Origin of the sequence: Sporolactobacillus putidus (genome assembly GCF_014647035.1) — a bacterium.
In the GTDB taxonomy this organism is placed as follows: Bacteria; Bacillota; Bacilli; order Bacillales; family Sporolactobacillaceae; genus Sporolactobacillus; species Sporolactobacillus putidus.
Map to the genome: position 1 here is coordinate 16125 of NZ_BMOK01000003.1, position 26757 is coordinate 42881.

A 26757-nucleotide genomic window follows, 5' to 3' on the forward strand; every position below is an offset into this window, starting at 1 on the left:
GTCCTGCGGCATGTTCGGCATTAGGCCGTCCTGGCCCCCGCAACTAAGGCTCAGCCTGCGCCATGGCTTGACTTTGCCAAATTTTCTAATATATCCAGATTATTTTGATCTTCGTTTCGTCTCAGGCTTCGGTCGGGCCACCCTTTTGAGTTAAGAAGTTGATGGAGAATCGGCCCGTAAAGAACAAAGAAGCCGGTTGAAAAGCAGACTGTGGCGGTTCCGAGCAAAAAACCGCCGACAACATCCGTCGGATAATGAACGCCAAGATAGACTCTTGAATACATGATCAAAAAGATGATACTTGTTGCCGCTAGTCCGATTAGTACTTTCTGATAGATTTTTCGCAGATAGATGAAAGACATCGTCGCGATCATTCCGTAGAATACCGTAGCAGCGATCGAGTGGCCGCTCGGGAAACTGTAGCCGGATACATGGATTAAACGGTCAATAGTGGGACGGGGGCGCCCGATCAGCTGTTTTAATAGCGGGTTGACTATGGCGGCGCTGATAACAAGCGTTGCGCTGATCCAAAAAGCTGTGACGAGACAGCGCCTGATCAGAAGCAGAATGATGACGAGAAATGTCAGAAATATCATGATCACGGGACTGGCGAGCTGTGTCACAGCGATCATGAAACTTGTGTTCAGGGAAGTGATGTGACCTTGGATAAGATAGATCAGATAAAGATCAAAGTAGCCGATTCTTTGGATGTTCTGAGCAATTGTGACGCTTTCGAGAGTAAATAATAGCAAAGCGACGCTTCCGATAAAAAATAATAAATTTACCTTCGTTTGACTGACAGTTTTCATACTCTGCACTTCCTTAAATGGCCGCACATTTTGTCCGGTCTTGTGACGCTCTGAAACATTCAGAGCGCTATCGTCTTTTTTCTACCGACAAAGTTTTCGCTGACACGTCTGAAAATCGGTTTCTTTCTTCTGAAAAAAAATTTCAGCAAATAGTCCTGACGACCATTCATCATCGGCGGGAATGCGGACTCAGAAAAATGGCATATGAATACCGTTTTCTTCATTCTACAAGCAACGAAACGTTGTGTAATGATTTGCGGATGAGAAGTTAGTGAGAAGACGATGAGAACGATTATATGTAACTTTCGTCAGACTTATGACGCGAGGGACACACGGCTTTTAAAACATGTGATGTTCGCTGTCGACAGTCCATCACAGCTGTACTATGATTAAACTGTCTGTTTGCAAAAGGTGCTCATGGCGGAGCGCGGGGTGCCGTCCGGAAAAGGAGCGTTTAAAGACTGATGATTGTCGGAATTATTATGATCATGTTTATGGTCGGACTTCTGCTTGGTTTTGTGGGAGCAGGGGGATCCGGTTTCATTATTTCGATTTTGACGACTGTTTTCGGCTTTTCCATCCATACGTCGCTCGGAACAGCGCTTGCCGCAATGATTTTTACGTCGGTTTCCGGATCGATCAGTCATTACAAAGAAGGGAATATGCTGTTAAATGCCGGGATTCCGGTCGGGCTTTTCGGTGCGGCCGGAGCGTGGTTTAGTTCAACCTGGTCGGCAATGATCCCCGCGGGTGAATTGAAATGGATGACCGCAGGCATACTGTTCCTATCCGCGCTGCTGATCTGGCTGAGAATGATGGTGAACAGCGGAATAAAGGAGAATCAACGGCAGGACATATTGCCTGCCGGGTTTCACTTTTGGCTGTACGCTGCGATTGTCGGCATTTCCAGCGGTATCCTTTCCGGGTTGTTTGGCATCGGATCCACTCCGTTTATTCAGCTCGGCATGATGTTTTTGCTGAACTTTTCTGTCAGACGCGCCGCAGGGACAACGATGCTTGTGATTACCCCCATTGCACTGTCTGCCGGGATCAATGATTTGCGGCTGGGATACCTCGATCTGGCCCTGCTTCTTGAAGTTGTTGCTGGAACAATGAGCGGTGCTTATATCGGAGCCAAATTTACAAAAAGGCTTCCTCCGACTGCCCTCAAGACGGCGATGATCCTCGTTCCGGTTCTCGGAGCCTTGCTGCTCGTTATCTGACCTAAGAACGGACGACGCTCCTCCATCAGCCGATAATCGCAAAAATCAGGGCCGAGACAGTGGATAAAATCAGCGCACCGATCATGATGTAAATGACAAATTTAAAGAGTTTGTTTGGCATGTCCGTAACTTCCTTTTACTTTATAGAAACCGACGATCTGAGAAACATGGATTACTTACCCATTATAGACGGCCCGGCGACCTGTTGACAACGATTGGACTGATTTTTCATGGGGCAGTATGATAAAATAAATGAAGGATTAGGGCACGTGCAGCCGGATGATGAATAGAAACGGGTGATGGTGATGGTCAATAGAGAACGTCTTGTCAATGAATTTCTTGAACTGGTGAAAGTAGATTCGGAAACCGGAGAAGAAAAGAAAATTTCTGAGGTTCTGAAGCGGAAATTTGCCGCGCTTGGCTTAAAAATTGAGGAAGATGATGCAAAGGCGATAACCGGACACGCGGCGAACAATTTGATTTGTACGCTTCCGGGAAATGCCGCAGGAACACCGATTTATTTCGGCTCGCATATGGATACTGTATTTCCGGGTAAAAATATCACCCCTTCCGTTGCCGGGGGGTGGATCGTTTCGGATGGAACGACGATTCTTGGTTCGGACGATAAAGCAGGACTGTCCGCCATTCTTGAGGCACTAAAAGTCATTCAGGAAGAACGGCTTTCTCATCCCGATGTGCAGGTCGTAGTGACCGTTGGCGAGGAGTCAGGACTGCTCGGAGCCAAGGCTCTGAACACATCTCTTGTGAAAGCTGAATACGGATTTGCGCTCGACAGCGACGGGCCTGTCGGCGATATTATTATCGCAGCCCCCTATCAGACGAAACTCACGGTCGATCTTTTCGGGAAAACATCCCATGCGGGTATCGCTCCAGAAAAAGGAATTTCCGCAATCACAATGGCCGCAAAAGCCATTGCGAGAATGCCTCTTGGCCGGATCGATAAAGAAACCACCGCAAATATCGGTCGTTTTGAGGGAGGAAAAGCGACCAACATTGTCTGTGACTACGTTCGTGTGCTCGGGGAGGCGCGTTCCCAGGTCCAAGCCAAAATGGAAACGCAGGTGAGGAGGATGACCGACGCCTTTGTAAAGACTGCGGAGGAAATGAGTGGAAAAGCCGTTGTGCAGACGGATTTTATGTACCCGGGGTATCGTTTCAGCGGAAATGATGCGATTGTTCAAATCGCCGCAAGAGCGGTCGAAGCAATCGGCCGGACGCCGCATCTGTTGAGCAGCGGAGGCGGGAGCGATGCGAATGTGATTTGCGGAAAGGGCATTCCGACCATTAATCTGGGCGTCGGTTATGAAAAAATTCACACGACTCGGGAAAGGATGTCGATCGCAGAACTTGAGAAAACCAGCGAGCTGGTCCTTTCACTCATTCATCAAGTGACCGGCCGATAATTTAATCGCCAGGAACAATGTTTGGCGGGGAGAGGGATGCAAATGGGAAGCACTGCGAAGAAAACGCGCGTCATCTTTCACGTTGATATGAACAGTTTCTACGCGTCTGTTGAGATAGCCCATCATCCCGAATGGAAAGGAATGCCGCTCGCTATTGCCGGTAAAGCAGAAGAACGCCACGGTATCATCGTAACGAGCAGTTATGAGGCAAGGAAGATGGGCGTCCGGACAACGATGACCGTCCGGGAAGCACGCCTGAAATGTCCTCAGCTGATCGTGAAACATCCGGATTTTGAGCTTTACAGGACGACATCCGATCAGCTCTTCAAAATGCTGAAAACATACACTCCTCTTGTCGAGAAGGCTTCGATTGACGAAGGGTATATGGATGTCAGCCATCTGATTCCGCTTATTGATCCTTTGAAACTTGCTAAAGAATTGCAGCGGCGGATTTTTTGTCAGCTTCATTTACCTTGCAGCATCGGTATTGCGCCTAATAAATTTTTGGCAAAAACTGCCTCCAACATGAAGAAACCGATGGGTCTTACCGTTCTGCGGAAACGCGAGCTGTCGGAAAAACTTTGGCCCCTTCCCATTGGGGAAATGCACGGCGTTGGTCCGAAATCGGAAGAACGTTTTCATAAAGCGGGGATTCAAACGGTCGGCGATCTGGCAAAACACGAACCGGGGGAAATCGCTGAATGGTTCGGTGTACCTGGAAAAAGGCTGCTTGAGCGGGCGAATGGAATCGATGACCGCGCTGTTGATCCGGAGGCGTGGGATCGTTATAAGAGCATCGGCCATTCGATCACATTAGCCCGTGACACGAAATCAGACGCCATCATTCGCCAGACATTTGACGGGCTTTCAAAAAAACTCGAGAGTAAGATCAAACTTGAACATGTAGTATGTTACGAGATAACGGTGATGATACGTTATCAGGACTGGAAAACGGTAACGAGACACATGTCTTCGATACAGCCCATTCGTTCCAAAAGAGAAATTATGGACGATGCGCTTGACCTTTTTTATAAACACTGGAGCGGCGGCGCGGTGCGCCTTCTTGGGGTGACACTCTCTTCTTTTCAGCCGGTCAGTCTGTCTACAAAACAGCTTGACTTATTTTCTTATCAGGATGACGCCAGGAATGAGCCGCTGATTAATCTGATTGACAGAATCAATGAAAAGTTCGGAGACGGGGCAATCCGTCAGGCCGGCAGCCTGATTGATCAAAGAAAAAATAGTCTGCCGGTGGATGATTGAACGAGAAGATAGACGGAAGCGGTGTATTTGCTGCAGCTTTTTACTGCCCGATATGCGGCTCCCCAACCGTTTATCTTTCTTTAGAAAAAAGGGTGGATTGAATGGATTTTACATTTCTAGGGACCGGAGCTGGAATGCCTGCGAAAGAGAGAAACGTGACGTCGCTTGCCTTAAGTTTTCCGGAGTACGACGGCGACCTTTGGCTTTTCGACTGTGGAGAGGGCACTCAGCGTCAGATACTTTATTCCTCTGTTAAGCTGACCAGATTAACGGTGATCTTCTTGACACATCTGCATGGAGATCATTTGTTCGGTCTCCCCGGCATTCTCGGCAGCCGTTCGTTTCAAGGAGCCGAAACTCCGCTGACCATCATCGGACCGCCGGGGTTGGGAAAATTTGTCGAAACCTCTCTGCATGTTTCGGGAACGCATTTGCATTATCCGGTCATTGTTCGTGAAATAGTACAATCAGGCATTGTCCATGAGAATGAACATTTTGTCGTAGCGGTGAAAAGCCTGGATCACGGGATACTGAGTTACGGCTATCGTATTACCGAAAAAGATCAGCCCGGCGAGCTCCTTGTTGAAAAGCTCAGACAGAATGGGATTGAACCAGGACCCATTTACAGGGAATTCAAGGAAAAACCGGCTGTTGTTCTGCCGGACGGACGATGCGTCAAAACAGCGCCATTTGTCGGCGAGAAGAGGAAGGGGCGACGCATCGCCATTATCGGCGATACTCGCCCGTGTGATCAGGCCGTTGAACTTTCCGAGCATGCGGATGTTCTGATTCATGAAGCGACGTTTCGTCACGAAGCTGCCGGAATGGCTCACGATTATCATCATTCTACGTCGGTTCAGGCGGCACAGATTGCCAAAAGGGCATCTGCCCGAACGCTGATTCTGACGCATCTCAGTTCAAGATATCAGAAAGAAGAGCAGTCTGCTCTTCTTAAGGAAGCAAAAGGCGTTTTCTTAAATACGCTGCTTGCTGCGGATCTGTGGACGTATCATTTGATACGCCAGCCGCGCTGAAGATTCCGCGGTTTCAGATATAATTTATAACACTATTTTTCAAGTTTTCAGATGTATAAACATTTTTTGATATATGAAAAAGGGCCCTTCAAGTGAAGGACCCTTTTTGTGTTTGATAACTATTCAGAGAAAAACATCATACCTGAAATTACTTGGCTTCTCTTGCTGCCGTTTCAGCAAAGCTGTATTCGCCGTTCGTTTCGCCGTAACCATATGCTCCGTGTTCGCTGATATCAATTCCGGCTTTTTCCTGATCAGCGGTAATACGGATACCAATCGTTGCCTTGATAATGCTCAGAACGATAAAGGATACAACGCCTACGAAAACGAAGGCAGAAGCAACGCCTAATATTTGAATGCCCAGCTGATAGAAACCGCCGCCATAGAAGAGACCCGGATGGCCGACGCCAACAATTTTAACAAGTTTCGGAGCCGCAAAGAAACCGGTCGAGATTGTACCGATCATACCTGAGATGCCGTGTACTGAAAAAGCATAAATCGGATCGTCAAGTCCTTTGCTTTCAAAGAACAACGAAGTCCAATAAGTAACGGATCCTGCAACCGCACCGATAACAATTGCTGCCCACGGTTCAACAAAGGCACAGGAAGCGGTGATGGCTACAAGAGCTGCGAGTACGCCGTTGCACATTGCGCCGATGTCCGCCTTTTTCGAAAGAATCATTGCCGTGAACAAAGCACCTAAAGCACCAGCCGCCGCGGCGAGGTTCGTTGTCAGTGCAACATATCCATAGAATTCCGGTTGGCCGACAGTAGAAGCAATGCTCCCGGGGTTAAAACCAAACCAGCCGATCCAAAGGATGAATGTACCGAGATAAACGAAAGGAATATTGTGTGACGGGATGGCATTCGGTTTTTTGTTTGTGAACTTCCCGATTCTCGGCCCGAGAAGCAGGGTGGCGACCAGACCTGCTGTCGCACCCTGAAGGTGAACGACTGTAGATCCTGCAAAGTCCTGCATGCCAAGCGAAGCCAGCCAGCCGCTGGAATTCCATACCCAGTGACCGACGATTGGATAGATAAATGCAACAAATATGATACCGAAAATGAAATAAACCGAAAGTTTCGCACGTTCAGCAAAGCCGCCCCAGACAATGGCAAGGGAAACGGCGGCAAATGCGAGCTGGAAAAGGAAGGATACGGAATCTGTTCCAGTCGGCAAACCGCTCAGAAAGAAATTCGAGAGACCGATGAAACCATTTCCGTTTCCGAAAGCTATACCATAACCAAATGCCCAGAAAGCCAGGGAAGCAACGGCCAAGGTGATAATTTGTTTGCCGGTAATATGACCGGCGTTCTTGCTGCGCAGTGATCCTGCTTCCAGAAAAGCAAAACCGGCCTGCATTAAAAGGACTAAGATTGCTGCAATAAATACCCATAATTCATAAGGACTAACAACTTTCATGTGCTTATGCTCCTCTCATTTATTATGAAGATATTATAACATATCGTGTTAGTAAAAGTTACAACTAAATATTAAAAATATTCATTTATTTTTGAAAGGGCTTACAATCAAAACGATCTGTTCTTTTTTGGGGGAGCGTATCGACGGATGACCGGCTGCACATTAAGTGCATAAAAAGATGTAGAAACTTGGCAGAAGATCTTTACTTCTAATGAAATGCTCTTCATTATAACAGGCCTGATCAGTGCTACCGGCCTATGCCGCAGCATGAAGCAGGGGATGGTCGGTTTTCTGAAAACAGCGTATCTTAGGAATGTGCCGTCTTTCAGAAGATAAAGGGAGAGTAACCGGCCGTTTTCTGTTAAAAAATGTAATCTGGGAAAAGTTTGTTGTATGATTAGAGAAGGTGATGATCATGAAAAAATTAAAAGTCCTGCTGGTGGATGATGACTGGAAGCTGCGCAATTTGCTGCGCATCTATTTGTCAAAAGAAGGATTTGATACCGCTCAGGCATCTGATGGCAGCGAGGCGATGATGAAGATTCAAAGTCAGCCCTTCGATCTCGTCATACTTGACGTGATGATGCCTAATATGGATGGATGGGAGGTCTGCAAGTCTATTCGTCAAACACAATCCGTCCCCATTCTGATGCTGACCGCTTTAGGTGAGACCAAAGAGAAGGTCCAGGGGCTGGAAATCGGGGCAGACGATTATTTAACGAAGCCTTTTGATCCGGAAGAATTGATTGCCCGAGTTCACGCTCTGATTCGCCGGGCATCATCTGTTTCATCGAAACAAACGGCCAACAGTGTCCTGAATTTTCCTGCATTGACGATTGACAGGGACGGGCACCGGGTTTTTGTTCATGATAAACCCGTCGAGCTGACGCATAAAGAGTTTGACCTCTTTGCCGCGCTGGCCAAAAACAGCGGACGAGTTCTGTCCAGGGAGCAATTAATTGAACAAATTTGGGGCTATGATTTCGAAGGCGATGCACGGGTTGTCGATATTCATATTAAAAATATAAGAGAAAAATTAAAAAGATCCGGTTTAGCCTACAATCCTATTCAAACGACATGGGGAGTTGGTTATAAATTCGAGGCTGAGGTCAGAAAGCCATGAGCATCAATCGAATCGGTCTGAAATTAGGTGCGGCGGTCATTGTACTGATGATTGTGATCCTTGTGTCCTCCGGTTTTGCTGTTAACCGGTTATTCACTAATTTTTATGATGCTCAAATGAGGGACAATACACAGGGAATCGCCGACCATTTTACAACAATGGCGGAGTCCGGTGACCCGTCTGTACAAACCATGATCCGCAATTTTGCCGAGTTTTCCGATGTGAAGGTCTTCTGGCTGAATGCCGACGGACAGATTCTGACACTTTCGGGGGCAAAACTGACGAATCCATCTTTCGTCAGGGTACGTGACACTCAGCGGCTGCTTTCCGGTCACCCTGTAGAATTTATGTCCAGTGACGCGAGTGGAAACCGTTTCTATGTGGTGGGCAAACCGATAAAGGCGGGATCATCGACTCGGTCGGCGCTCTATATTGTCTCCTCTATGAAAAAGATTGACAACTCTTTGCTGCGGCTCAGAAACTTGCTGATGTTATCAGGGTTAGGGGCCTTTCTCCTCGCTTTGGGCATGATTCTGATCATGAGCAAACTGCTGTCCCGCCCGCTGCTCCAGATGCAGAAAATGACGGAAAAAATGGCGAATGGAAATTGGGATGCAAGACTCCGGGTAGGGAGCCGCGATGAAATCGGGATGCTTGGGCACTCGATTAATGATCTGGCAGCCAGCCTGCAAAGATATCGGGACACTCGGCGGGCTTTTTTTTCGAATATTTCACACGAGCTTCGAACACCCGTGACTTACCTGCAAGGGTATGCCAAAGTTCTGGCAGACGGATTAGTTGAATCCGACAAAGAAGAAAAACAGTATATATCGATTATTTATCAGGAATCGGTACGCCTCGAACACTTGATTAATGATCTGTTTGACCTTTCAAAGATGGAGGAGGGGCAGATCAAACTCACATTGGAGTGGCTGGATCTGAAGGAAATCATCAAAACAGCCGTTCGAAAAGTGAAACTCAAGGCAGAAAAAAAACGTTTGAGTCTGCAAATGGATTTACATGATCGGGTGCCTGACATCCGCGGGGATCGTCGACGTATGGAACAGGTGCTGTTAAATCTACTGGAAAATGCGATCCGCTACACGGAGAAGGGCAGTGTGCTTGTCCGGCTGGTCAGGCATGAAGAAGCAACTGTTCTATCTGTTTCGGACACGGGTATTGGCATTTCAAAAGAAGAATTGCCCTACATTTTTGAGCGGTTTTATCGGGTCGAGAAATCACGGGCGCGCAAATACGGCGGGACAGGTTTAGGCTTGTCCATTGTAAAAAAATATGTCGAAATGCAGGGCGGCACGGTACAGGTTGACAGCGAGCCAGGTACCGGAACGACTTTCACATTGATTTTTCCTCAAGAAAAAAAGCTGGGAAAGGACAGGATAAATCCATGAAAAAAATCGATTGGGTTTTTTCGCTCATTTTGATCATTATGGGCCTGACCTGTCTGTTCTTCGCTGCGAATGCATTTGGCCATGAGAGTTTTCTTTCTTTTGGAAGAATCTTTTTCCAAGTCTGCATGTGGGTCACCTGTCCGGTGATACTGCTTGTCATCCTTTATTTGTGGTTTCACTATAAGAATAAAAATGAATGAAATGAATTTACTCCTTCTTTTCCATAAATTACTCAGATAGTACATGTTTTCAACACAGATTCCACACAATTCTTTTCTACAATCATTATTGAAGAACAAGAGGAGGTGGAACTTATGGATTGGTCTTGGCTATTACTACTTGCTTGTCCGCTAATGATGCTCCCGATGATGTTTATGATGAAGGGAGGTCATGGAAGTCATTCTGAAACGGATCATTCTGAACACCAAAAGGTTTCCAATGAACTGAACGAGTTGAAAGAACAGAACAACCTATTGCGGGAACAGCTTCAGCAGTTAAAAAACAAGGAATAATTACTCAAGGAGAGATGCTTTATGTCATGTTGCGGCAATCACAGTAATCAAGATCATGAAAACCATGCTCAGGAAAATCAAAACCAAGGTAACCATCATCATGCCCATAACTTGATTATGGCGATCTGCTTTGTCATTCCGGTAGTTGTTGCAGCAGTTTTGTTTTTTACCGGCAGTTTTTCAGGATCAAGCAGCTTGCTTATCTTGGCAGCGCTCCTTATCTGCCCGTTAATGCACATGTTCATGATGCCGTCTATGATGAAGAAGGATAATGGCCACCATCATTGATCGATGATAATAGAGCTGAAAACGATTGTTACTCCTATAGAGACGAAAAATCGAATCGGGTTTTTCGTCTCTATTTACTAAGTATTTATCTGCTTGTGTGGTTAAAAAAATAAATTGAGCTGAAACAAGAAATGAAAAAATCAAAAAATGAAGCGCAATCCGGTACGGAAGAAACAAAAAATCAGAGAATATGTTTACCCGGTTTTAGAAAGAGGAGAAGGTCTAACAAGAAAGCGAGGGCTGTTTAAAAGAAGTCTTCATAAAAAAGGTTTGTTAGATCAGGGTTTTCGTATGGGTAGTTTTTCTATAGTATTAGGGTGAAACAAATTTTCACGATCTTGAGTGGCCACCTCATCCGGCCCAAGCTACACCTATCAGTCAATTGTTAATGCTTTCATTTTTGGCTCGGGGACGGCTCTGATTGCCGCTGTCCTCGGAACCTTTTTTGCAGTTATGATTCATCGTAAATGGATCTATGCCGAGAGGCTTGTCAATGTTACGATCTGCTGATTTTTTTTACGCCTTCTTATTTATTCGCGGAAGGCTGGGTGTTATTGATGCAAGATAAAGGGGTCATTTGTCAGCTTCTGAATTTACCGGACGGATTGTTCGCATGGTTCTTTACACCGTACGGTCTTTCAGTTAGCATAAAGCATGCCCGTCTTATGATTAACGTCAGAGGAAATAGTCCAACACATGGCAGCCTTTCAATAAAAGGTTGTTTTTTTTAACGCCTCATTCGTAAGTCTTCCAGAACAAAGAGGTGTTTTTAAAAATGGCCGCATTTCTTATAATGGGTTTATCGATAAAAATAAAAAGTAAAGAAGAGTGAGAAATGCTGAGTCACAAAGTGGTTGTGATCACCGGAGCGTCGAGCGGAGTCGGGTTGGAGACAGCTCTTCTCTGCGCAGGAAAAGGTGCCGAAACCGTTCTTATTGGGCGGGACCCCGAAAAACTTAAAAGTGCGGAACGTAAAATCAATGAACTTGGATACAGCACGGGCAGCTTTGCAGTTGATATCGGAGACTCAGATCAGGTGGAAAAAGTCTTCAGAAAAATCGCCGGTAAGTATGGACGGATAGACGTTCTGGTTAATTGTGCGGGCACAGGGAAATTTGCCGCCTTAGATTCGACAAAAATGGAAGACGTGAAAAAGATGTTTTCCGTAAATGTCATTGGCCTGATCGCCTGCACCCGATCGGTTCTGCCACTGATGATCGGGCAGGGGGGAGGGCACATTGTCAATATTGCCTCCATTGCCGGAAAACTTGCCACCCCGAAGTCGACGGTTTATGCGGCAACAAAACACGCGGTCATCGGTTTTTCAAACGGCCTGAGGATGGAGGTTGAAGATCGGGGTATTATTGTTACAGTGGTTAATCCGGGGCCGATTCAAACCGCTTTTTTTCAAACTGCGGATCCTTCGGGACACTATGCGGACGAAGTCAGTCGTTTTATGCTTTCTCCTCAATTTGTTGCAAGAAAAATAGTTAAGGGGATTGAAAAGAGAAAAAGGGAGATTAATTTGCCCTGGTATATGGATCTCGGGACAAGAATCTATCAATTGTGTCCGGAACTTGTCGAGAGTTTGGGAGGACGCTGGCTAAAAATGAAGTAACTATTGAAATTTGCCGTGTGCTTTGCAAAAAAAGGCGGCATAGACTATTATTAAAGAGTAAGAAACCGCTTACACCAACACTGCAAGGTGTGGCATGATTAGACGGGAGGAGTCAGAATGCAAGCTGGAACGAAAGCTGGAACGAAAGCATCCGTAGGAGACATGACCGTTGAGAAGGCGAAATGGATCTATAAGAAGATGCAGGAGATCCGCCAGTTTGAAAACACTGTCCATGGAATCTTTGAAAAGGGCGAAATTCCGGGATTCGTGCATCTTTACGCCGGCGAAGAAGCAGTGGCCGTCGGCGTCTGCGCTCACCTGACAGACAGTGACAATATTACGAGCACGCACAGGGGACATGGGCATTGTATCGCGAAGGGCTGTGACATTGACGGGATGATGGCGGAAATCTTCGGCCGTTCAACAGGACTCTGCAAAGGCAAAGGCGGTTCGATGCATATTGCCGATGTCGGCAAAGGGATGCTTGGAGCCAACGGAATTGTCGGTGCGGGGCTTCCTCTTTCAATCGGCGCAGGACTGACTGCTAAAGTGAAGAAAACTGATCATGTGGCCGTTTGCTTTTTTGGCGATGGGGCGAGCAATCACGGGACTTTCCATGAATCGGTCAATATGGCCGCGATATGGAAACTGCCCGTTATTTTTGTCTGCGAAAATAATGGGTTCGGCGAAGCATCGCCTTTCGATTATGCCGCGGCATGCGATCGGGTTTCTGATTTTGCAAAGGCTTATAAAATAGCGGGTGAAACCGTTGACGCCCGCAATCTGCAGGACGTCTATGAGGCCGCAGGAAAAGCGGTGCAGCGGGCTAGAAAGGGTGAAGGTCCCACTATTCTCGAATGCCTGACCTATCGCGATTACGGACATTTCGAAGGTGATACACAGACCTATAAAGATAAGGACGTTCAGGAACACGCGCTGCAAGAAAATGATCCGATTTTAAGATTCCAGAATTATGCTAAAACGAATGAATGGCTCAGCGAGGAACAAATGAAAGCCATTGATGCTGAAGTTAAGACGGAAATTGAACATGCAGTCAAATTTGCCGAAGAAAGTCCGTTCCCGGAACCTTCACAACTAACGACCGATGTTTATGTTTCCTATTAAATTCGTATGGATATTATCTGGAGGTGATTATAATGGCAAAACAAATGACTTACTCTGAAGCGATCAACGATGCAATCCGGCTGGCCATGCGTAAAGATGAAAACGTTATCTTGATAGGCGAAGATGTAGCAGGCGGTGCCGAGGTCGATCACTTGCAGAATGAAGGTGCATGGGGAGGCGTCTTTGGAGTTACCAAGGGAATCGTTGAAGAATTCGGACGCACCAGGGTCCTTGACACACCAATTGCGGAAGCAGGGTATATGGGTGCGGCAGTTTCGGCCGCCGCAACGGGTCTTCGACCTATTTCCGAGCTGATGTTCAATGATTTTATTGGAAGCTGTCTGGATGAGGTGATGAATCAGGCGGCCAAATTCCACTATATGTTCGGCGGAAAGGCCAAAGTGCCGCTGACTATTCGTACGATTGACGGTGCGGGTTTCAATGCGGCCGCTCAGCACTCTCAAAGTCTGTATGCTCTATTTACCCATATTCCGGGGTTAAAAGTCGTCGTACCAAGCAGTCCGTACGATATCAAAGGCTTGCTTCTCACGGCGATTTTTGATGACGATCCGGTGATCGTTTTCGAAGACAAGACACTTTATGGCATGAAAGGGGAGGTTGGCGAGGGCTTTTACACCATTCCGTTCGGTAAAGCGGAAATTAAGAGGGCCGGCAAGGATCTGACCATTGTCGGGATCGGCAAGCAGGTGTACACCGCTTTGAGAGCGGCCGACCAGCTGGCGAAAAAAGGCTTCGAAGCAGAAGTCATTGATCCGCGCACACTTTCACCGCTTGATGAAGACACGATCATCAATTCTGTAAAAAAAACCGGCCGACTGATTATTGTCGATGAGGCCTATCCCCGCTGCAGTGCCGCAACAGATATTGCTGCTATCGTAGGGGATAAAGCTTTCGATTATCTGGATGCGCCTATTAAAAGGGTGACGGCGCCTCACAGCCCGGTTCCTTTCTCTCCGCCGCTTGAAAAACTGTATATGCCTTCACCTCAGAAAATCATTGATGCATTTAGTACGATGGTTGGTGACAACGTTTTCACGACTGTGTGAAAAAGGCAACACAGTTTCATAGGGTGAGGGACGGCACCGGCCGATTTCCTGAATACCTCAGGTGTTCCTCTCTCATTTTGATCAAAAAGGAGTGGACGAAATGGCGACTGAAATCATTATGCCTAAAATGGGTATGGGAATGGAAGAAGGAACCGTTGTTGAATGGCTGAAGCATAAAGGAGAACCGGTAAAAAAAGGAGAATCGGTTGTCTCAATCAGCTCGGATAAAATTGAAAAAGATCTTGAAGCACCTGAGGACGGCGTGCTGATCGGTATTGAAGCTGAAGAAGATGCCGTCGTTCCGATCGGCCAGGCCCTCGGCTATATCGGCAGAGAGGGAGAATCGGTACGTGGGGATACCGCCGCTCCCGATAAGGAAGGGGCATCATCTGTTCAGACAATAGAAACAAAAGAGGATCGGGCCGCAGTTGTGGCGGAGATTGTAGGAGACGGAGTACAACCTAGATTACGTGTCTCGCCTGCGGCTAGAAAGCTTGCCAGAACTGAGAAGATCGATCTGAAGACGGTCAAAGGGACAGGTCCGCTCGGGCGGATAACTAAAGCTGACGTTGCCGCAGCAGCTGATGAGCAAAAAAATCGCCTGCCTGTTCAGCCTGCGACTTTAATTAAGGAAAAATCTGTGACTGAAAGCTCAGCGGCAGTACCGGATAAAGGAACAGCGCGGAAAGTCACCGGGATGAGAAAGGTTATTGCCCAGCGCATGTATGACAGTCTTCAGCAAACCGCGCAGCTCACACTGCAGACAACCGTCGATGTAACGGACCTGCTCGCTTTTCAAAAAACGGCCAGAGAAGCTTATCCGATCGACGATGAAGTGCGGCTGACGATCACGGATTTTATTGCAAAAGCCGTGATCAACGCTCTACTTGTGCATAAAGAGATGAACAGCACGTACAGCGATAACACAATCACAACTTATGACGGAGTCAGTCTCGGCATTGCGGTGGCATTGGCCGAAGGGCTAGTTGTTCCGGTCATTCAGGATGCGGATAAGAAATCGCTGAGTGCGATTTCCAGAGAAATCCGCAAAGCGAGCAGGGCCGCAAGAGAAGGACGTCTTGACACACTGCAATTAACAGGATCGACTTTCTCAATTACTTCACTGGGAACGTACGGGATCGGCTTCTTTACACCGGTGCTCAATCCTCCGGAAATAGGCATACTCGGCGTTGGAACGATCAGCGAGCAGCCCGCGTATATAGGCGCCGACATTCAAAAGAGAAGTTTTCTGCCGCTTAGTCTGACCTTCGATCACCGGGCAATTGACGGAGCGCCTGCTGCGGAATTTCTTGCGGCTGTCAAGGCGAATCTTGAAGCTCCATTTACACTGGTCCTTTAGTTATTAAGCGAAACATACTTTGTATAAGGATAATTGAAAAGCCGTTTCGTATTGAAAGACGATGAACTTCAATCTCCATTTATAATGAAGCTTTCAGTTTTGGCAAAGCAGGGCGGTTCCCATCGCATCGATTGGGAACCGCCTTGCTCTGTTAAAAAGGGTCTCTTCGTAGGAATTCCTTTCGATGGATTAATTTTCCCAAAAATAGGTTACAATACTATAAGAGATTGCTCATAATAAAGACAATGAGTAAACAATGATACCGTCCATTCAACGCAGTCATGCCCGGCAGTCAAAAGCCATGCCCGGGGCGCCGAAGAAACCGGCCATCCATTCAGTGATTCCGGGCATAGTTGCGTCATATAAAAGAACGATGGTCGTAAACACTCGCAAATTTGACGGATAGGGGAACTATTATGCCACAGTCAAGGTATTTTCGTTTTGCAGTCTGGCTGCTTTTTATTCTACTAATTCTATTGGTAGGTTCACAACTCACTTTTATACTTCAGCCGGTAGGTACTCTGATCACCTCTCTGGCCGCTCCGCTGATTATTTCCGGACTCTTGTACTATATCTTACGTCCGCTCGTCTTAGGGCTGACGGCGTTAAAAATTCCGAAAGTCGTCGCCATATTAATTATTTATCTGCTTGCAATCGGATCTATTACGCTACTGATTCTATGGGTCGGTCCACTGCTGTACACGCAATTTCTATCTCTAGTCACAAGCATGCCGCGTCTTGTGCAGCAACTGGGCTACCAGCTGAATACTTTTCAGCACAGCCAGTTTTTTATCAAGCTGCACTTGAATGAGATTTCTTATATCAATACAACGAACAGATTTTCTAAATCCCTTTCGGCTATAACCACATCTATAGGAAACAATGTCTTGTCGATTATCCAGTCGGTTACGGGAACGCTTCTCATTATAGTCACCGTTCCTTTCATTCTGTTCTACCTTCTGAAAGACGGGGAAAAGATGTCGAGAGGGATCATTAAATTAATTCCTGAAGAGCACCGGGAAAAGGCCGTGGAGATTCTCGCTGACATGGATCAGGCACTGAGCGGTTATATACAGGGCCAGATGATCGTTCTTCTCTTTGACTTTGTATTCATTTTTATCTGGTACGCGATTATCGGCTTAAATTATTCCCTGGTACTGGCATTAGTCATCTTTTTTACAAATGTCATTCCCTTTATCGGGTCCTTCATTGCAACCGTTCCTGCGGTTATTGTTGCGTTTATTCAGGAACCCATTTTGGCGCTTTATGTGATTATCGGAGTCGTCGTTGTCCAGCAGATTGAGGGTAATGTGATCTCTCCGATGGTTATGGGAAGAAAACTGGATGTTCACCCTCTGACAATCATCTGTCTCTTGCTTGCTGCCGGCAATCTGGCCGGAATAATCGGAATGCTGCTGGCAATCCCGGTCTATGCGGTATGCAAAGTGATTGTAACGCGCACCTATCAGCTGATACAGCTCCGGAGACATTAATTTGAAATTATTCGCCGCTTTTTCCGGATACAGGTGTTCCTGAAGAATTTTTCAGTAATTTTTCAGACTTGCCTAGTAGAATACAAAATGGAACATGGAGCAAGAAATCGATGAAACATTTATTCTATAGGAGGTTTGTCGGATGAGCAAGCTCAGTCCAAAATGGATTACTTTGTGCACGGCAGCAATTGGTTTGGCATATACAGCCGGGTATGTAGTCACTGAACCAAAGGCGGCGGCAGTTTCTTTAGCAACACAGTCCAGTGTACAGTCGGGGGTAAACGGCTCGCAAAATCAGGGCACACCAAATAGTCAAGGGAATTCCGGCAGTCAGGGTAATCAAAGCAGCCAGGCTCCGTCGAACAGCCAGAGCGGTCAGAGCAGTCAGGGCAGCAGCCAAACGCAATCCCAATCCGGTTATAAAGACGGTACTTATACCGGCCAGGGAATGAACCAGATTGGATCGGTTGCCGTGAGCGTGACGATAAAGCAAGGAAAAATTGCAAGTGTTCAGATTACGGATTGCACGACTTCCTATCCTCAAAGTGCAATTGATCCGCTACCTGCACAAGTGGTTTCCCGTCAAAACGCGAATGTTGATAATGTGTCGGGAGCAACCGAGAGCACGAATGACTTTGTAACGGCGGTTCAGCAGGCCCTCTCTCAGGCACAGGCATGAACCATCTCTGATTTGATAAACCCTTAAATTTACAATGAGGAGATGTTCTTTTCTTCGGATGTTTTTTAATGAAAAGAAATTCATTTGCATGGACACGACGGTAACGATTAAAATCGTCTCACAGCAAAAAACAAATAAAATCGATCAAGCCATAGACGAGGCGGCAGGTTTTTTTTATAAAATTGAAAGGACTTGCAGCCGCTTTGACCCGGATAGCGAATTGATGCAGCTGTCACGTCATGCAGGAAAGAGTGTGAGCGTTTCTCCGCTTCTGTATCAGGCCGTTAAATTTGCAGTTGAAACGGCCCGCGAAACAGGCGGCGCATTCGATCCTTCAATAGGAAGATCCATGGAGCGGCGCGGATTTGATAAAAATTATTTATCGGGTGAAAAAGTCCGGTCAACGTTTGCCGATACCGAAAGGGCAACTTACGAAGATCTTTCATTTGACGAAGAGAACAGGGAAATTTTATTAAAAAAACCAATGGTTATCGACCTGAGTGCGGTAGCGAAGGGAATGGCAATTGACGTAGCGGCGAAGGCCATCCGGGATGAGGGTTTTGTGAATTTTATCATAAACGCCGGCGGCGACATTTATGCCGCGGGTCATAATGTACGGGAAAAACCGTGGAAAATAGGAATCAGGAATCCCGCCAGACGATCGGAGTGGATTGGGTCGGTCCGATTATCGAATGCGGCAATCTGCACGTCGGGGGATTATGAACGGCCTAGTAAGGTGCTGCCTGGTGAGAATCACCTGCTAGATCCGCACAGAAATCAGTCTCCGGAAAATATAGCCAGCTGTTCGGTTATCGCTCCATTTGCGATGCTGGCGGATGCTTTTTCTACAGCTTCGTTCATCATGGGCATCGACAAGGGCCTGAAAAAAATGGAAGAGATGAATTTGGATTGTGTCATGATTACTCGGTCGTTAGATGTACGATCAACAAATAAATTTAAGGAGAAATGGTCATGGAACGATTAGGAACGAATACGCAGCGCGGCTTGCGAAAAATCCCTGATTCAAGAATGGAAAAAATGCATCCGGCGAAAACCGGAAAAAAGGCCGGTTTCTCATTCAAAAAATTCATCAAGTCGCCAAAAGGGATCGTTTTCTCAATCCTGATTGTCTTATCGCTCATTGGGCTCGCTTATCCGAACAGCTCAGGCGGCATCAGGAATATCATACTGGCGGTCATCACCGGCTTATTTATGGATTATATCGTGAATTATCTGATGGAGAGGCCTATGCGTTTTTCGGACGGTGCACTTGTCACCGGGCTAATTATCGGCGGCATACTCAGTCCGGCGGCGCCCTGGTATCTTGTCATGCTGACAACCGTTGTCGCTCTGGCCTTCAAGCATATTTTCAAAGACAAACGAAAACCGGTTTTTAATCCTGCGGCGATCGGACTTCTTGTCAGTGCAACGTTCTTCTCAGCAGGCGAAAGCTGGTGGAGCGGCTTGTCCATGCTTCCACCATGGATGACGGCTCTATTAATCGTTGCCGGTTTCATCATGGTTGACCGCATAAACAAATTTCCGCTTGTCTTTTCATTTTTAGCCGCCTATATACTTTTTTTCCTTTTGATGGGTATTCTCGGGGTAACCGGTGCAGGCGATGCACTGCGCATGCCTTATATTAATTCAGCTTTGTTCCTGGCTTTCTTCATGCTGACGGATCCCCCGACTTCCCCTGCAAAATATCCTGAGCAGGTATTTTTCGGAATTTTGGCCGCCGCTGTCAGCGGAGTGGCGTTCTTATATTTAAGCAAACTGTCCTATCTGCTTGTCGGACTGCTTGCCGCCAACGCCTGGAAAGTATTGCAGGCGAGCCGCCATCAGAACAGGCCCGTCAGACGGCGTCAGATGAATGTCAATTAAGTGAAGAAAAAGAATAGATCTCAGTACCGGAAAGTCCGTAGCCATTATTTTGGTCAATGCGGGCTTTTTTAATTGGCTAGGGGGCATTCAGACAGAATCAGCCGGATCCTTCATAAGATAATAGTCAGACAGAAAATCGTTATTGTCCGTAAACTTGTCGTGTTATGCTATACTTTGATAGGCGAAAGGGGATAAAAGAATGGGGTATATAGAGGAAATAAGAGCACTGGTCGGACACCGGCCTTTAATCCTTGTCGGGGTTGTGGCCATCATCACCGATAACATCGGCAGGATTCTCCTGCAGAAACGCAGCTCTCCAGATGGAGTATGGGGAATTCCGGGGGGACTTATGGAACTAGGGGAATCCGCCGAAGAAACTGCAAAACGGGAAGTATTTGAAGAGACGGGATTGGTTATCGATCAGCTTAGGTTAGTTAATGTCTATTCCGGACCGCAAAATTTCGTTACTGCTGAAAATGGTGATCAATTTTATGCCGTCACCGTTGCCTACTCGACCAGTACTTTTAAAGGAGAGTTCATCATCGATACTTCCGAATCGATCAAGTTCGAGTTCCGTGCCCCGGATAATCTTCCGGGAAAACTGTTAAAGAGCCATCGGTACATTCTTAACGATTATCTTTAAAAGAAAAATTCGGGTATGGATTATGGAATTGGTGCAGTTCAAGAAAATTTGCATGAACTGAAAAAAGACCCAGCATAGGTTGCAACGGGTCCGTTTTCTCTTTGTTTAAATTTGCAGCGGGTCAGCCGATCGACGACGCCAAAGCGATCTTAATCATATCGTCAAATGTAGTTTGCCTTTCTTGAGCTGTTGTTTCTTCCCCGGTAAAAACATGGTCGCTGACGGTAAGAATAGTTAACGCACGCACGCCGTATTTTGCCGCGAGTGTATAGAGCGCGGTTGTTTCCATTTCGACAGCCAGAACGCCGTAATCAGCCAGTTTTCTCATGATGTCCATGCTGTCTCTGTAAAATACGTCGGCGGAAAGAATGCTTCCGACACGGAGAGATACACCTTGTTCCGTTCCGATATCATAGGCCTTCCTCAGCAGTTCGAAGTCTGCCGTCGGCGCATAGTCGATGTCAGGAAAAACAGCATGATTGACTGCTGAATCCGTTGCGGCAGACATGGCCAGAATAACGTCCCGGACATGCATATCCTGCTTGATACCTCCGCATGTACCGACACGGATCAGTGTTCTGACGCCGTATTCGCGAATCAGTTCATTTACATAAATAGAAATCGAAGGGATACCCATACCCGTTCCCTGGACGGATATACGTTTTCCCTGATAGGTGCCGGTATATCCGAGCATGCCCCGCACATGGTTATAGCAGGCCGCGTCTTCGAGATATGTTTCCGCAATATATTTCGCTCTGAGCGGATCGCCGGGAAGCAGGACGGTATCGGCGATTTCTCCTGGTTTTGCTTCGATATGAATACTCATGTTATTCCCCCTCGGATTATGTATGGATCCCTCATATTCTACCATGCCGGAAAACGAATGGACCAACGCGATATGGTCCCGTCCACTATTTTTGATAGAGTTCAAGCGGCAGATCATCGGGATCCCTGAAAAATGTGAAGGGCTTTCCCGTGAATTCGTCTATTCGAATCGGCTCGGTTTCAATTCCCTGCTCTTTCAGTTCACTTACAGCCGCCCTGACATCGTCGACGATGAATGCGAGATGCCTCAGACCGCGTGCTTCGGGGCGGGTCGGCCTTTCCGGCGGCTCCGGAAAAGAAAACAATTCGATCTGTCCATATGAACCGTCACCGATTTGCAGATCGAGCTTATACGATTGCCGGTCGGCGCGGTAAGTCTCATGGATAATTCTGAATCCAAGCAGATTAACATAAAAATGCTTGGATTTCTGATAATCGGAACAGATAATGGCACAATGATGGATGCCCAGACATTGCATAGTTGACCCTCCAGTCGAATGAAAAGCTCAAGAATAGTATATCAGAAACGGACGGCTGATTCAGAGACGGAAGCGCTATCATAAAGTGGCACGGTTCTATTGACATTTCAGATAAAATCAGTCATATTTAACACATGAATATCTATTCATATGTTAATTCCCGCGGCATCGCCGGAGATTAGGTGAAGCCGATTTTTAAAGCATATAATAGGTGGGACCTTGTTATGAAAACCGCTCATTCTGAGAAGACAATTCCTCACAATCATGAGATTTTACATCACCACAGCCATTCAGCGAACAAAAAAGCGCTTTTGGCCGGGTTCATGTTGATCACCGGATTTATGATCATTGAAATAATTGGCGGCCTCGTCAGCCATAGTCTCGCACTCTTATCGGACGCAGGCCACATGCTAAGCGATTCCGTTTCACTTGGCCTGAGCTTTACAGCCCTTGTAGTCGGATCAAGAGTGCCGGCCGACAATAATAAGACGTTCGGCTACCGGAGATTTGAAATTCTCACCGCCCTTTTCAATGGGGTTCTGCTTCTGATTGTTTCCGCATGGATTATCTATGAAGCTATTTTGCGATTGATGTATCCGGTAAAAGTGGCGGGCACCGGCATGCTGATTGTTGCTTCCGCCGGACTTCTCGTGAATCTTGCTGTCGCTTGGATGCTGATGCGCGGAGAAACGAAAGAAAACCTGAACGTTAAAAGCGCGTTCGCTCATGTACTGGGGGATCTGCTTGGCTCGGCCGGTGCAATCGCAGCGGCGCTGATGATCGGCTTTTTTGGCTGGACGATTGCCGATCCATTGGCAAGTGTCATTGTGTCACTGATCATCGTAAAGAGCGGCTGGCAGGTAACTAGGGTTTCGATCAACATATTGATGGAGAGCAGGCCGGATAACCTGAACATCGAAGAAGTCCGCAACCGGATCATTGAAGTTGAGGGTATACGCGGGATTCACGATCTGCATGTCTGGACGATTACCTCCGGTTTTTTGTCACTGAGCTGTCATCTGACAGTCGATGACCGGGCGGATCGTGACGAGATGCTCAGAAAAGTCGAGCAGGTTCTTGAACCGTATAACCTGGACCATTCGACGATTCAGATCGAAGGAACGGCTTTCTCAGGTTGTCATACAGATTGCGCCGGGGGAAAACAGCATGCATGAATGAATAAAAAATCATCCGCCGAGCGGATGATTTTTTTATACAAATACAAAAGTATAAAAAATAAAAGATTAGAGGTGTCTAGTATAAGAAAAACTAAGGCTCGGGCCGTCGTCAAAAATTAAGGCTCAGGCCGTCGTCAAAGACTTGGCTTCACCAAGTTTTTCTTAAGCCTCAATCGTTTTTAAGTATTCACGGATTTCATCCGGTGATTTGTCATCTGCACGCAGATGTGCGGTTTTTTCTCCATTCCTGAAAGCAAGCAGGCTCGGAATACCGAGAACCTGGTATTTTTCGCTAAGATCCGGGAATTTATCGCGATCGGCCGAGAACCACTCAAAGCTAAAATCCTTTACAATATCGTCAACGTACGTGTTCAGTCTTTTGCAGTCCGGGCACCAGGTTGTCTCAAATTTGATAATCACGGTTTTCGGCTGGCCGGTCACTTCTTTGAATTCTTCCGCTGTTTCAATAGCTTTCATTTCAGGGCTTCCTCTCGTAGGTTCATTTTAAATGTAATTATTTTAACAGATCGAATCATAAGTTCCAACATTTTTGCACGACATGCGGCCAGGTTGAATTTCTTTGTCTTCATCTCGGCACATGCTAAAGTAGAGAGACAGAAGGGAAGTGAAACTGCTCGCCGTTCAGCGGACTGCTGAATCGAGCACTAATAGAAATTCTGATAAATCCGATCAGAAGAAAATGCCGGTTCCATTCAGAGGAAAGACGGCCAATACAAATGTTCGGAGGTTAAGTTTATGCTTAAACTTAGTATATTAGAGCAGTCGCCTATTTCCGAAGGATCGACACCCGGGCAGGCACTGGAAAACAGTACACGTCTTGCAAAGGCCGCAGAAAAATGGGGCTATCGGCGCATCTGGTTCGCGGAGCATCATGATTCTGAAGGACTGGCAAGCGTCTCACCTGAAATCATGATCGCCCACGTTGCCGCACAGACGTCGCGGATTCATGTCGGATCAGGCGGTGTGCTGCTTCCACATTACAGCCCTTATAAGGTTGCCGAAAACTTTCATCTGCTCGAAAATCTTCATCCCGGCCGAATTGACCTTGGCATAGGACGTGCACCGGGAGGTATGCCGGGGGCCACATGGGCTTTAAATGACACAAGTCGGCGGGACCTCAATGACTTCCCGAGAAAAGTGCGCGATTTGATTGGTTTCCTGACCGATAATCTTCCGCCGGACCATCCGCTGCGAATGGTAAGAGCTACTCCGCGATCCGGTAAAACGCCTGAAATGTTTCTGCTTGGATCATCAGACGGAAGCGCAGGCATCGCAGCAGAAATGGGAACGCCGTTCATGTTTGCCCATTTTATAAACCCTCATGGCGGAAGTGAAGTTGTTCAGTCTTATCGAGCACGCTTTCGAAGCTCGGTCTTGTACAAGGATCCAAAGTCTGCCGTTTGTATTTTTACTGTTTGTGCCGAAACCGATGAGGAAGCAGAAAGACAAGCTTCCACGCTCCGTTATTGGATGATTAAAATCGCTCAGGGCCAGTCCGCGGCTATTCCAACGATCGAGGAGGCTGAACAATTTAATCCATCAGAGTGGGAACGGGGGATGATGGAAGAAAATCGCGGCCGAATGATTGTCGGCAGTCCGCGAAAAGTGAAGCGCGAACTTGAAAACCTTGCGGCGGCCTATCAAACCGATGAAGTCATGCTGATTACCAATATTCACGACTTTGAAGCAAAGCTGCGCTCATTTGAACTTATCGCTAAAGTGATGCACTAACGCCCCCGGGAGACCGGGGATTTTTATGATCACGAAAGGGAACACATGTGCTATAATGAAAAGAAAAAGAGGAGCCGGCTAAATGAAGAATGAATCACTTATTTTGAAGAGGTGCAACTGGAATACGTCCGATCCTGTTTATCTGGACTATCATGACCGAGAATGGGGGAGGCCCCAGTTCGATTCGCGGACATTATTCGAGATGCTCTGCCTTGAAGGGATGCAGGCGGGATTGAGCTGGATTACAATCCTGAAACGGCGCGATCATTACAGGGCGGCATTTGCAGGATTTGATCCGCAGATGATCGCGGATTATTCAAAGGAGAAAGTGGAAGAATTAATGACTGATCCCGGTATTATCCGCAACCGGAGGAAAATAGAGGCCATTATAGCCAATGCGAAAAGCTATCTGGAGATTGAAAAAGAGCAGCCTTTCAGTAAGTATCTCTGGCATTTTGTCGGGGATCGTCCGATTGTTCATCATTATTCGGCCCATGACCCGATTCCGGCCTCAAGCAGGGAATCACAGCTGATGAGTAAAGATTTAAAAAAACGCGGATTTAAGTTTGTCGGCGAAACGATCTGTTACGCCTTTATGCAGGCGGTCGGAATGGTCAATGATCACGAAACCGGCTGCTTCTGCTACAGGCAGATCTTAGAGAAAACGGAACACGCATGAACCGTTTCAAAGTGGTTTCAGTCGAACTTGCGGATCGCGGGAATACAAAGAAGAATGAGAACCGTCGAAAGAACCACCGTGGCGCCCAAAATGGTTATAGCCGCTGCTCCGCCGATGATATTGGCAAACCAGCCGGTAAAGAGGAATCCGGCCGGAAGCAGGGCAAATGATCCGAGCATGTCCAGGCTGGCGACACGGCCGAACGCTTCCGGAGCAACCAGTTCCTGAAGGCTTGTTTCCCAGATCAGCCCGAATGCCATCATGCCGGCACCCTCCAGTATCATTAGTCCGATCAGCATATATGCGGAATGCGTGAGCGGCATGAAAATAAGGGACAGGTCCGCTGATTCCGACACCGCCGTAGGCGATCAGCCCGCGAAGATGCCAGATTTTCCGCATTCCGAAGACGAAAGCCGCCAGAGCGGCGCCGGCCGCGTCTCCGGACATAACCAGTCCGTATACATATGAGGGAAGATGCTGATGAATATTGATCAGCCACGGAATCAGAATGGCAATAATCCCTGAGGTGCATATGTTAATAAAACTGAAAGCAAGGATGGTTACCCAAAGCCAAGTGTTTTTCCTGATGACCTGAATCCCTGCGAAACATTCATGAAGGAAAGACTTCTTTTCTGAAGCTGATCCGGTTTTTTTGACGCGCCCTTCTTTCGTCAAAAAGAGCAGGCAAATAAAAGAAATGAAAAAAGTCAGGCTGTCAACGCCGAAGCCGACAGGAGCCGATAAAATGCCGACGATCAAACCGCCGATCGCCGGCCCAAGAAGGCGCATGCCCTGTACAGTGAGCTGAGTCAGTGCATTGGCTGAATTGCGTATTTCCGGAACGAAAACGGTTGCGCGCATTGCTGAGAAAGCGGGCTGAAACAAGCCGTCCATAAGCCCAAGAAAAACAGCGATAATCATTAATAAATGAACGGTCAGCAGGCTGGCTAATCCACAGATCATGACAGAGAGGACTAGAAAACATCGGATCAGGTCGGCGGAACGCATCAATACGGCGCGATTGACCTGATCGACAATCAAGCCCGCGAAGGGCAGAATGACAACATTGGGGAGCATATAAGCCGTCATGATCAGTCCCATCGCCACTGTTGAATGGGTCAGTGAGTAAACGATGACAGGAACGATCACACTTGTAATCGACGACCCGAACACGGACAGCGAATTGCCGATCCACAGAGCGCGAAATGCCCGTGAAGCGATCAGCGGTTCGATGAGCTGCGGATATTTTCGTAATTGAGTCATGCGCTGTGTTTCATTCATTTTTCAATGCCTCTTTTTTTCGATCAGGATCATTCACTTTTTTGTTTTTCGAAATCGATTGTTGATTGAATAGACTGTACGATCTCGTCTGATTTTCGTGATATAAAATTAGTGTATTCTTCCTTCGGGTTGCCGTCAATTAGCGACAGGGCGGTCTAAAAATCAAAAAATGCAATCAGTAAATAT

General features: G+C 47.0%; 27 protein-coding genes and 1 pseudogene. 21 read left to right on the plus strand and 7 right to left on the minus strand.

The genetic code is table 11. From position 1 onward, the window contains the following. Positions 1 to 50: 50 nt before the first annotated feature. Complete coding sequence (locus IEX81_RS04175) at positions 51 to 809, minus strand: phosphatase PAP2 family protein (protein WP_188801820.1); 759 nt, start codon at positions 807 to 809, stop codon at positions 51 to 53. Between the two features lie 464 nt (positions 810 to 1273). Here IEX81_RS04175 and IEX81_RS04180 point away from each other — a divergent pair, with 464 nt between their 5' ends. Continuing rightward, positions 1274 to 2032 (plus strand): sulfite exporter TauE/SafE family protein, encoded by a 759-nt coding sequence (locus IEX81_RS04180; RefSeq protein ID WP_188801821.1) that lies wholly within the window; start codon positions 1274 to 1276, stop codon positions 2030 to 2032. A gap of 25 nt (positions 2033 to 2057) precedes the next feature. Here the strand turns inward: IEX81_RS04180 and prli42 are convergent, their stop codons facing one another. Next, positions 2058 to 2153 carry a stressosome-associated protein Prli42 gene (gene prli42, locus IEX81_RS04185; RefSeq protein ID WP_188801822.1) on the minus strand — a complete coding sequence of 32 codons (96 nt, stop codon included), beginning with the start codon at positions 2151 to 2153 and terminating at the stop codon, positions 2058 to 2060. Between the two features lie 184 nt (positions 2154 to 2337). On the opposite strand from prli42, the gene IEX81_RS04190 reads away from it, so the two are divergent. The 3 genes from IEX81_RS04190 (at position 2338) to rnz (ending at position 5753) form a co-directional block, all read left to right on the plus strand. Next, complete coding sequence (locus tag IEX81_RS04190; protein WP_188801823.1) at positions 2338 to 3456, plus strand: M20/M25/M40 family metallo-hydrolase; 1119 nt, start codon at positions 2338 to 2340, stop codon at positions 3454 to 3456. A 42-nt stretch (positions 3457 to 3498) separates the two neighbouring features. Further along, positions 3499 to 4719 carry a DNA polymerase IV gene (locus IEX81_RS04195; RefSeq protein ID WP_188801824.1) on the plus strand — a complete coding sequence of 407 codons (1221 nt, stop codon included), beginning with the start codon at positions 3499 to 3501 and terminating at the stop codon, positions 4717 to 4719. 101 nt (positions 4720 to 4820) lie between these two features. Continuing rightward, the gene (rnz, locus tag IEX81_RS04200) at positions 4821 to 5753 is read left to right on the plus strand and encodes a ribonuclease Z (protein ID WP_188801825.1); all 933 of its coding nucleotides are present in this window, start codon (positions 4821 to 4823) and stop codon (positions 5751 to 5753) included. Between the two features lie 148 nt (positions 5754 to 5901). Here the strand turns inward: rnz and IEX81_RS04205 are convergent, their stop codons facing one another. After that, positions 5902 to 7176, minus strand: coding sequence for an ammonium transporter (locus tag IEX81_RS04205; protein ID WP_188801826.1), 1275 nt, complete (start codon positions 7174 to 7176; stop codon positions 5902 to 5904). A gap of 409 nt (positions 7177 to 7585) precedes the next feature. Here IEX81_RS04205 and IEX81_RS04210 point away from each other — a divergent pair, with 409 nt between their 5' ends. From IEX81_RS04210 to IEX81_RS04275, 14 genes are all read left to right on the plus strand, one after another. Further along, on the plus strand, positions 7586 to 8299 hold the full coding sequence (locus IEX81_RS04210; RefSeq protein WP_188801827.1) for a response regulator transcription factor: 714 nt from the start codon (positions 7586 to 7588) through the stop codon (positions 8297 to 8299). Then, complete coding sequence (locus IEX81_RS04215) at positions 8296 to 9708, plus strand: HAMP domain-containing sensor histidine kinase (RefSeq protein WP_188801828.1); 1413 nt, start codon at positions 8296 to 8298, stop codon at positions 9706 to 9708. Before IEX81_RS04210 ends, IEX81_RS04215 begins: the two co-directional genes overlap by 4 nt. Then, the gene (locus IEX81_RS04220) at positions 9705 to 9908 is read left to right on the plus strand and encodes a hypothetical protein (RefSeq protein ID WP_188801829.1); all 204 of its coding nucleotides are present in this window, start codon (positions 9705 to 9707) and stop codon (positions 9906 to 9908) included. Before IEX81_RS04215 ends, IEX81_RS04220 begins: the two co-directional genes overlap by 4 nt. 114 nt (positions 9909 to 10022) lie before the next feature. Beyond that, entirely contained in the window at positions 10023 to 10220 is a 198-nt protein-coding gene (locus tag IEX81_RS04225) for a DUF2933 domain-containing protein (protein WP_188801830.1), read from the plus strand. Positions 10221 to 10241: 21 nt separating this feature from the next. Further along, positions 10242 to 10508, plus strand: a complete 267-nt coding sequence (locus IEX81_RS04230; protein WP_188801831.1) for a DUF2933 domain-containing protein — start codon at positions 10242 to 10244, stop codon at positions 10506 to 10508. An 835-nt stretch (positions 10509 to 11343) separates the two neighbouring features. After that, a complete protein-coding gene (locus IEX81_RS04235; protein ID WP_188801832.1) occupies positions 11344 to 12126 on the plus strand; it encodes an SDR family NAD(P)-dependent oxidoreductase in 783 nt (260 codons plus the stop codon). Positions 12127 to 12243: 117 nt separating this feature from the next. Continuing rightward, positions 12244 to 13251, plus strand: a complete 1008-nt coding sequence (locus tag IEX81_RS04240; protein WP_188801833.1) for a thiamine pyrophosphate-dependent dehydrogenase E1 component subunit alpha — start codon at positions 12244 to 12246, stop codon at positions 13249 to 13251. A 32-nt stretch (positions 13252 to 13283) separates the two neighbouring features. Continuing rightward, the gene (locus IEX81_RS04245; protein ID WP_188801834.1) at positions 13284 to 14318 is read left to right on the plus strand and encodes an alpha-ketoacid dehydrogenase subunit beta; all 1035 of its coding nucleotides are present in this window, start codon (positions 13284 to 13286) and stop codon (positions 14316 to 14318) included. Positions 14319 to 14418: 100 nt separating this feature from the next. Next, positions 14419 to 15678 carry a dihydrolipoamide acetyltransferase family protein gene (locus tag IEX81_RS04250; RefSeq protein WP_188801835.1) on the plus strand — a complete coding sequence of 420 codons (1260 nt, stop codon included), beginning with the start codon at positions 14419 to 14421 and terminating at the stop codon, positions 15676 to 15678. A 416-nt stretch (positions 15679 to 16094) separates the two neighbouring features. Further along, a complete protein-coding gene (locus IEX81_RS04255) occupies positions 16095 to 17171 on the plus strand; it encodes an AI-2E family transporter (RefSeq protein WP_188801836.1) in 1077 nt (358 codons plus the stop codon). A gap of 142 nt (positions 17172 to 17313) precedes the next feature. After that, a complete protein-coding gene (locus tag IEX81_RS04260; protein WP_188801837.1) occupies positions 17314 to 17850 on the plus strand; it encodes an FMN-binding protein in 537 nt (178 codons plus the stop codon). Between the two features lie 88 nt (positions 17851 to 17938). Beyond that, complete coding sequence (locus tag IEX81_RS04265; RefSeq protein WP_229727466.1) at positions 17939 to 18835, plus strand: FAD:protein FMN transferase; 897 nt, start codon at positions 17939 to 17941, stop codon at positions 18833 to 18835. Beyond that, on the plus strand, positions 18823 to 19734 hold the full coding sequence (locus IEX81_RS04270; RefSeq protein ID WP_229727467.1) for an RnfABCDGE type electron transport complex subunit D: 912 nt from the start codon (positions 18823 to 18825) through the stop codon (positions 19732 to 19734). The genes IEX81_RS04265 and IEX81_RS04270 overlap by 13 nt, the downstream gene beginning before the upstream one ends. Before the next feature lie 199 nt (positions 19735 to 19933). Continuing rightward, the gene (locus IEX81_RS04275; RefSeq protein ID WP_188801839.1) at positions 19934 to 20377 is read left to right on the plus strand and encodes an NUDIX hydrolase; all 444 of its coding nucleotides are present in this window, start codon (positions 19934 to 19936) and stop codon (positions 20375 to 20377) included. 121 nt (positions 20378 to 20498) lie between these two features. Here the strand turns inward: IEX81_RS04275 and deoD are convergent, their stop codons facing one another. Further along, the gene (deoD, locus tag IEX81_RS04280) at positions 20499 to 21203 is read right to left on the minus strand and encodes a purine-nucleoside phosphorylase (protein ID WP_188801840.1); all 705 of its coding nucleotides are present in this window, start codon (positions 21201 to 21203) and stop codon (positions 20499 to 20501) included. An 85-nt stretch (positions 21204 to 21288) separates the two neighbouring features. After that, a complete protein-coding gene (gene gloA2, locus IEX81_RS04285) occupies positions 21289 to 21681 on the minus strand; it encodes an SMU1112c/YaeR family gloxylase I-like metalloprotein (protein ID WP_188801841.1) in 393 nt (130 codons plus the stop codon). A gap of 251 nt (positions 21682 to 21932) precedes the next feature. Here gloA2 and IEX81_RS04290 point away from each other — a divergent pair, with 251 nt between their 5' ends. Then, positions 21933 to 22856, plus strand: coding sequence for a cation diffusion facilitator family transporter (locus IEX81_RS04290; RefSeq protein WP_373292335.1), 924 nt, complete (start codon positions 21933 to 21935; stop codon positions 22854 to 22856). 165 nt (positions 22857 to 23021) lie between these two features. On the opposite strand, the gene IEX81_RS04295 is transcribed toward IEX81_RS04290, so the two are convergent. Then, on the minus strand, positions 23022 to 23336 hold the full coding sequence (locus IEX81_RS04295; RefSeq protein WP_188801843.1) for a thioredoxin family protein: 315 nt from the start codon (positions 23334 to 23336) through the stop codon (positions 23022 to 23024). A 279-nt stretch (positions 23337 to 23615) separates the two neighbouring features. Between IEX81_RS04295 and IEX81_RS04300 the strand changes: the two genes are divergently transcribed. Together IEX81_RS04300 and IEX81_RS04305 are read left to right on the plus strand one after the other, a co-directional pair. Further along, on the plus strand, positions 23616 to 24611 hold the full coding sequence (locus IEX81_RS04300; RefSeq protein ID WP_188801844.1) for an LLM class flavin-dependent oxidoreductase: 996 nt from the start codon (positions 23616 to 23618) through the stop codon (positions 24609 to 24611). 82 nt (positions 24612 to 24693) lie between these two features. Next, positions 24694 to 25290, plus strand: a complete 597-nt coding sequence (locus IEX81_RS04305; protein WP_188801845.1) for a DNA-3-methyladenine glycosylase I — start codon at positions 24694 to 24696, stop codon at positions 25288 to 25290. A gap of 17 nt (positions 25291 to 25307) precedes the next feature. Here the strand turns inward: IEX81_RS04305 and IEX81_RS04310 are convergent. After that, positions 25308 to 26571: pseudogene (locus IEX81_RS04310) on the minus strand (MFS transporter). Positions 26572 to 26757 lie beyond the last annotated feature (186 nt).

Excerpts from the sequence above, each read along its gene's own strand:
- IEX81_RS04175 (WP_188801820.1), bottom strand. The coding sequence starts at position 809 with ATGAAAACTGTCAGTCAAACGAAGGTAAATTTATTATTTTTTATCGGA.
- IEX81_RS04180 (WP_188801821.1), top strand. The coding sequence starts at position 1,274 with ATGATTGTCGGAATTATTATGATCATGTTTATGGTCGGACTTCTGCTT.
- prli42 (WP_188801822.1), bottom strand. The coding sequence starts at position 2,153 with ATGCCAAACAAACTCTTTAAATTTGTCATTTACATCATGATCGGTGCG.
- IEX81_RS04190 (WP_188801823.1), top strand. The coding sequence starts at position 2,338 with ATGGTCAATAGAGAACGTCTTGTCAATGAATTTCTTGAACTGGTGAAA.
- IEX81_RS04195 (WP_188801824.1), top strand. The coding sequence starts at position 3,499 with ATGGGAAGCACTGCGAAGAAAACGCGCGTCATCTTTCACGTTGATATG.
- rnz (WP_188801825.1), top strand. The coding sequence starts at position 4,821 with ATGGATTTTACATTTCTAGGGACCGGAGCTGGAATGCCTGCGAAAGAG.
- IEX81_RS04205 (WP_188801826.1), bottom strand. The coding sequence starts at position 7,176 with ATGAAAGTTGTTAGTCCTTATGAATTATGGGTATTTATTGCAGCAATC.
- IEX81_RS04210 (WP_188801827.1), top strand. The coding sequence starts at position 7,586 with ATGATCATGAAAAAATTAAAAGTCCTGCTGGTGGATGATGACTGGAAG.
- IEX81_RS04215 (WP_188801828.1), top strand. The coding sequence starts at position 8,296 with ATGAGCATCAATCGAATCGGTCTGAAATTAGGTGCGGCGGTCATTGTA.
- IEX81_RS04220 (WP_188801829.1), top strand. The coding sequence starts at position 9,705 with ATGAAAAAAATCGATTGGGTTTTTTCGCTCATTTTGATCATTATGGGC.
- IEX81_RS04225 (WP_188801830.1), top strand. The coding sequence starts at position 10,023 with ATGGATTGGTCTTGGCTATTACTACTTGCTTGTCCGCTAATGATGCTC.
- IEX81_RS04230 (WP_188801831.1), top strand. The coding sequence starts at position 10,242 with ATGTCATGTTGCGGCAATCACAGTAATCAAGATCATGAAAACCATGCT.
- IEX81_RS04235 (WP_188801832.1), top strand. The coding sequence starts at position 11,344 with ATGCTGAGTCACAAAGTGGTTGTGATCACCGGAGCGTCGAGCGGAGTC.
- IEX81_RS04240 (WP_188801833.1), top strand. The coding sequence starts at position 12,244 with ATGCAAGCTGGAACGAAAGCTGGAACGAAAGCATCCGTAGGAGACATG.
- IEX81_RS04245 (WP_188801834.1), top strand. The coding sequence starts at position 13,284 with ATGGCAAAACAAATGACTTACTCTGAAGCGATCAACGATGCAATCCGG.
- IEX81_RS04250 (WP_188801835.1), top strand. The coding sequence starts at position 14,419 with ATGGCGACTGAAATCATTATGCCTAAAATGGGTATGGGAATGGAAGAA.
- IEX81_RS04255 (WP_188801836.1), top strand. The coding sequence starts at position 16,095 with ATGCCACAGTCAAGGTATTTTCGTTTTGCAGTCTGGCTGCTTTTTATT.
- IEX81_RS04260 (WP_188801837.1), top strand. The coding sequence starts at position 17,314 with ATGAGCAAGCTCAGTCCAAAATGGATTACTTTGTGCACGGCAGCAATT.
- IEX81_RS04265 (WP_229727466.1), top strand. The coding sequence starts at position 17,939 with ATGGACACGACGGTAACGATTAAAATCGTCTCACAGCAAAAAACAAAT.
- IEX81_RS04270 (WP_229727467.1), top strand. The coding sequence starts at position 18,823 with ATGGAACGATTAGGAACGAATACGCAGCGCGGCTTGCGAAAAATCCCT.
- IEX81_RS04275 (WP_188801839.1), top strand. The coding sequence starts at position 19,934 with ATGGGGTATATAGAGGAAATAAGAGCACTGGTCGGACACCGGCCTTTA.
- deoD (WP_188801840.1), bottom strand. The coding sequence starts at position 21,203 with ATGAGTATTCATATCGAAGCAAAACCAGGAGAAATCGCCGATACCGTC.
- gloA2 (WP_188801841.1), bottom strand. The coding sequence starts at position 21,681 with ATGCAATGTCTGGGCATCCATCATTGTGCCATTATCTGTTCCGATTAT.
- IEX81_RS04295 (WP_188801843.1), bottom strand. The coding sequence starts at position 23,336 with ATGAAAGCTATTGAAACAGCGGAAGAATTCAAAGAAGTGACCGGCCAG.
- IEX81_RS04300 (WP_188801844.1), top strand. The coding sequence starts at position 23,616 with ATGCTTAAACTTAGTATATTAGAGCAGTCGCCTATTTCCGAAGGATCG.
- IEX81_RS04305 (WP_188801845.1), top strand. The coding sequence starts at position 24,694 with ATGAAGAATGAATCACTTATTTTGAAGAGGTGCAACTGGAATACGTCC.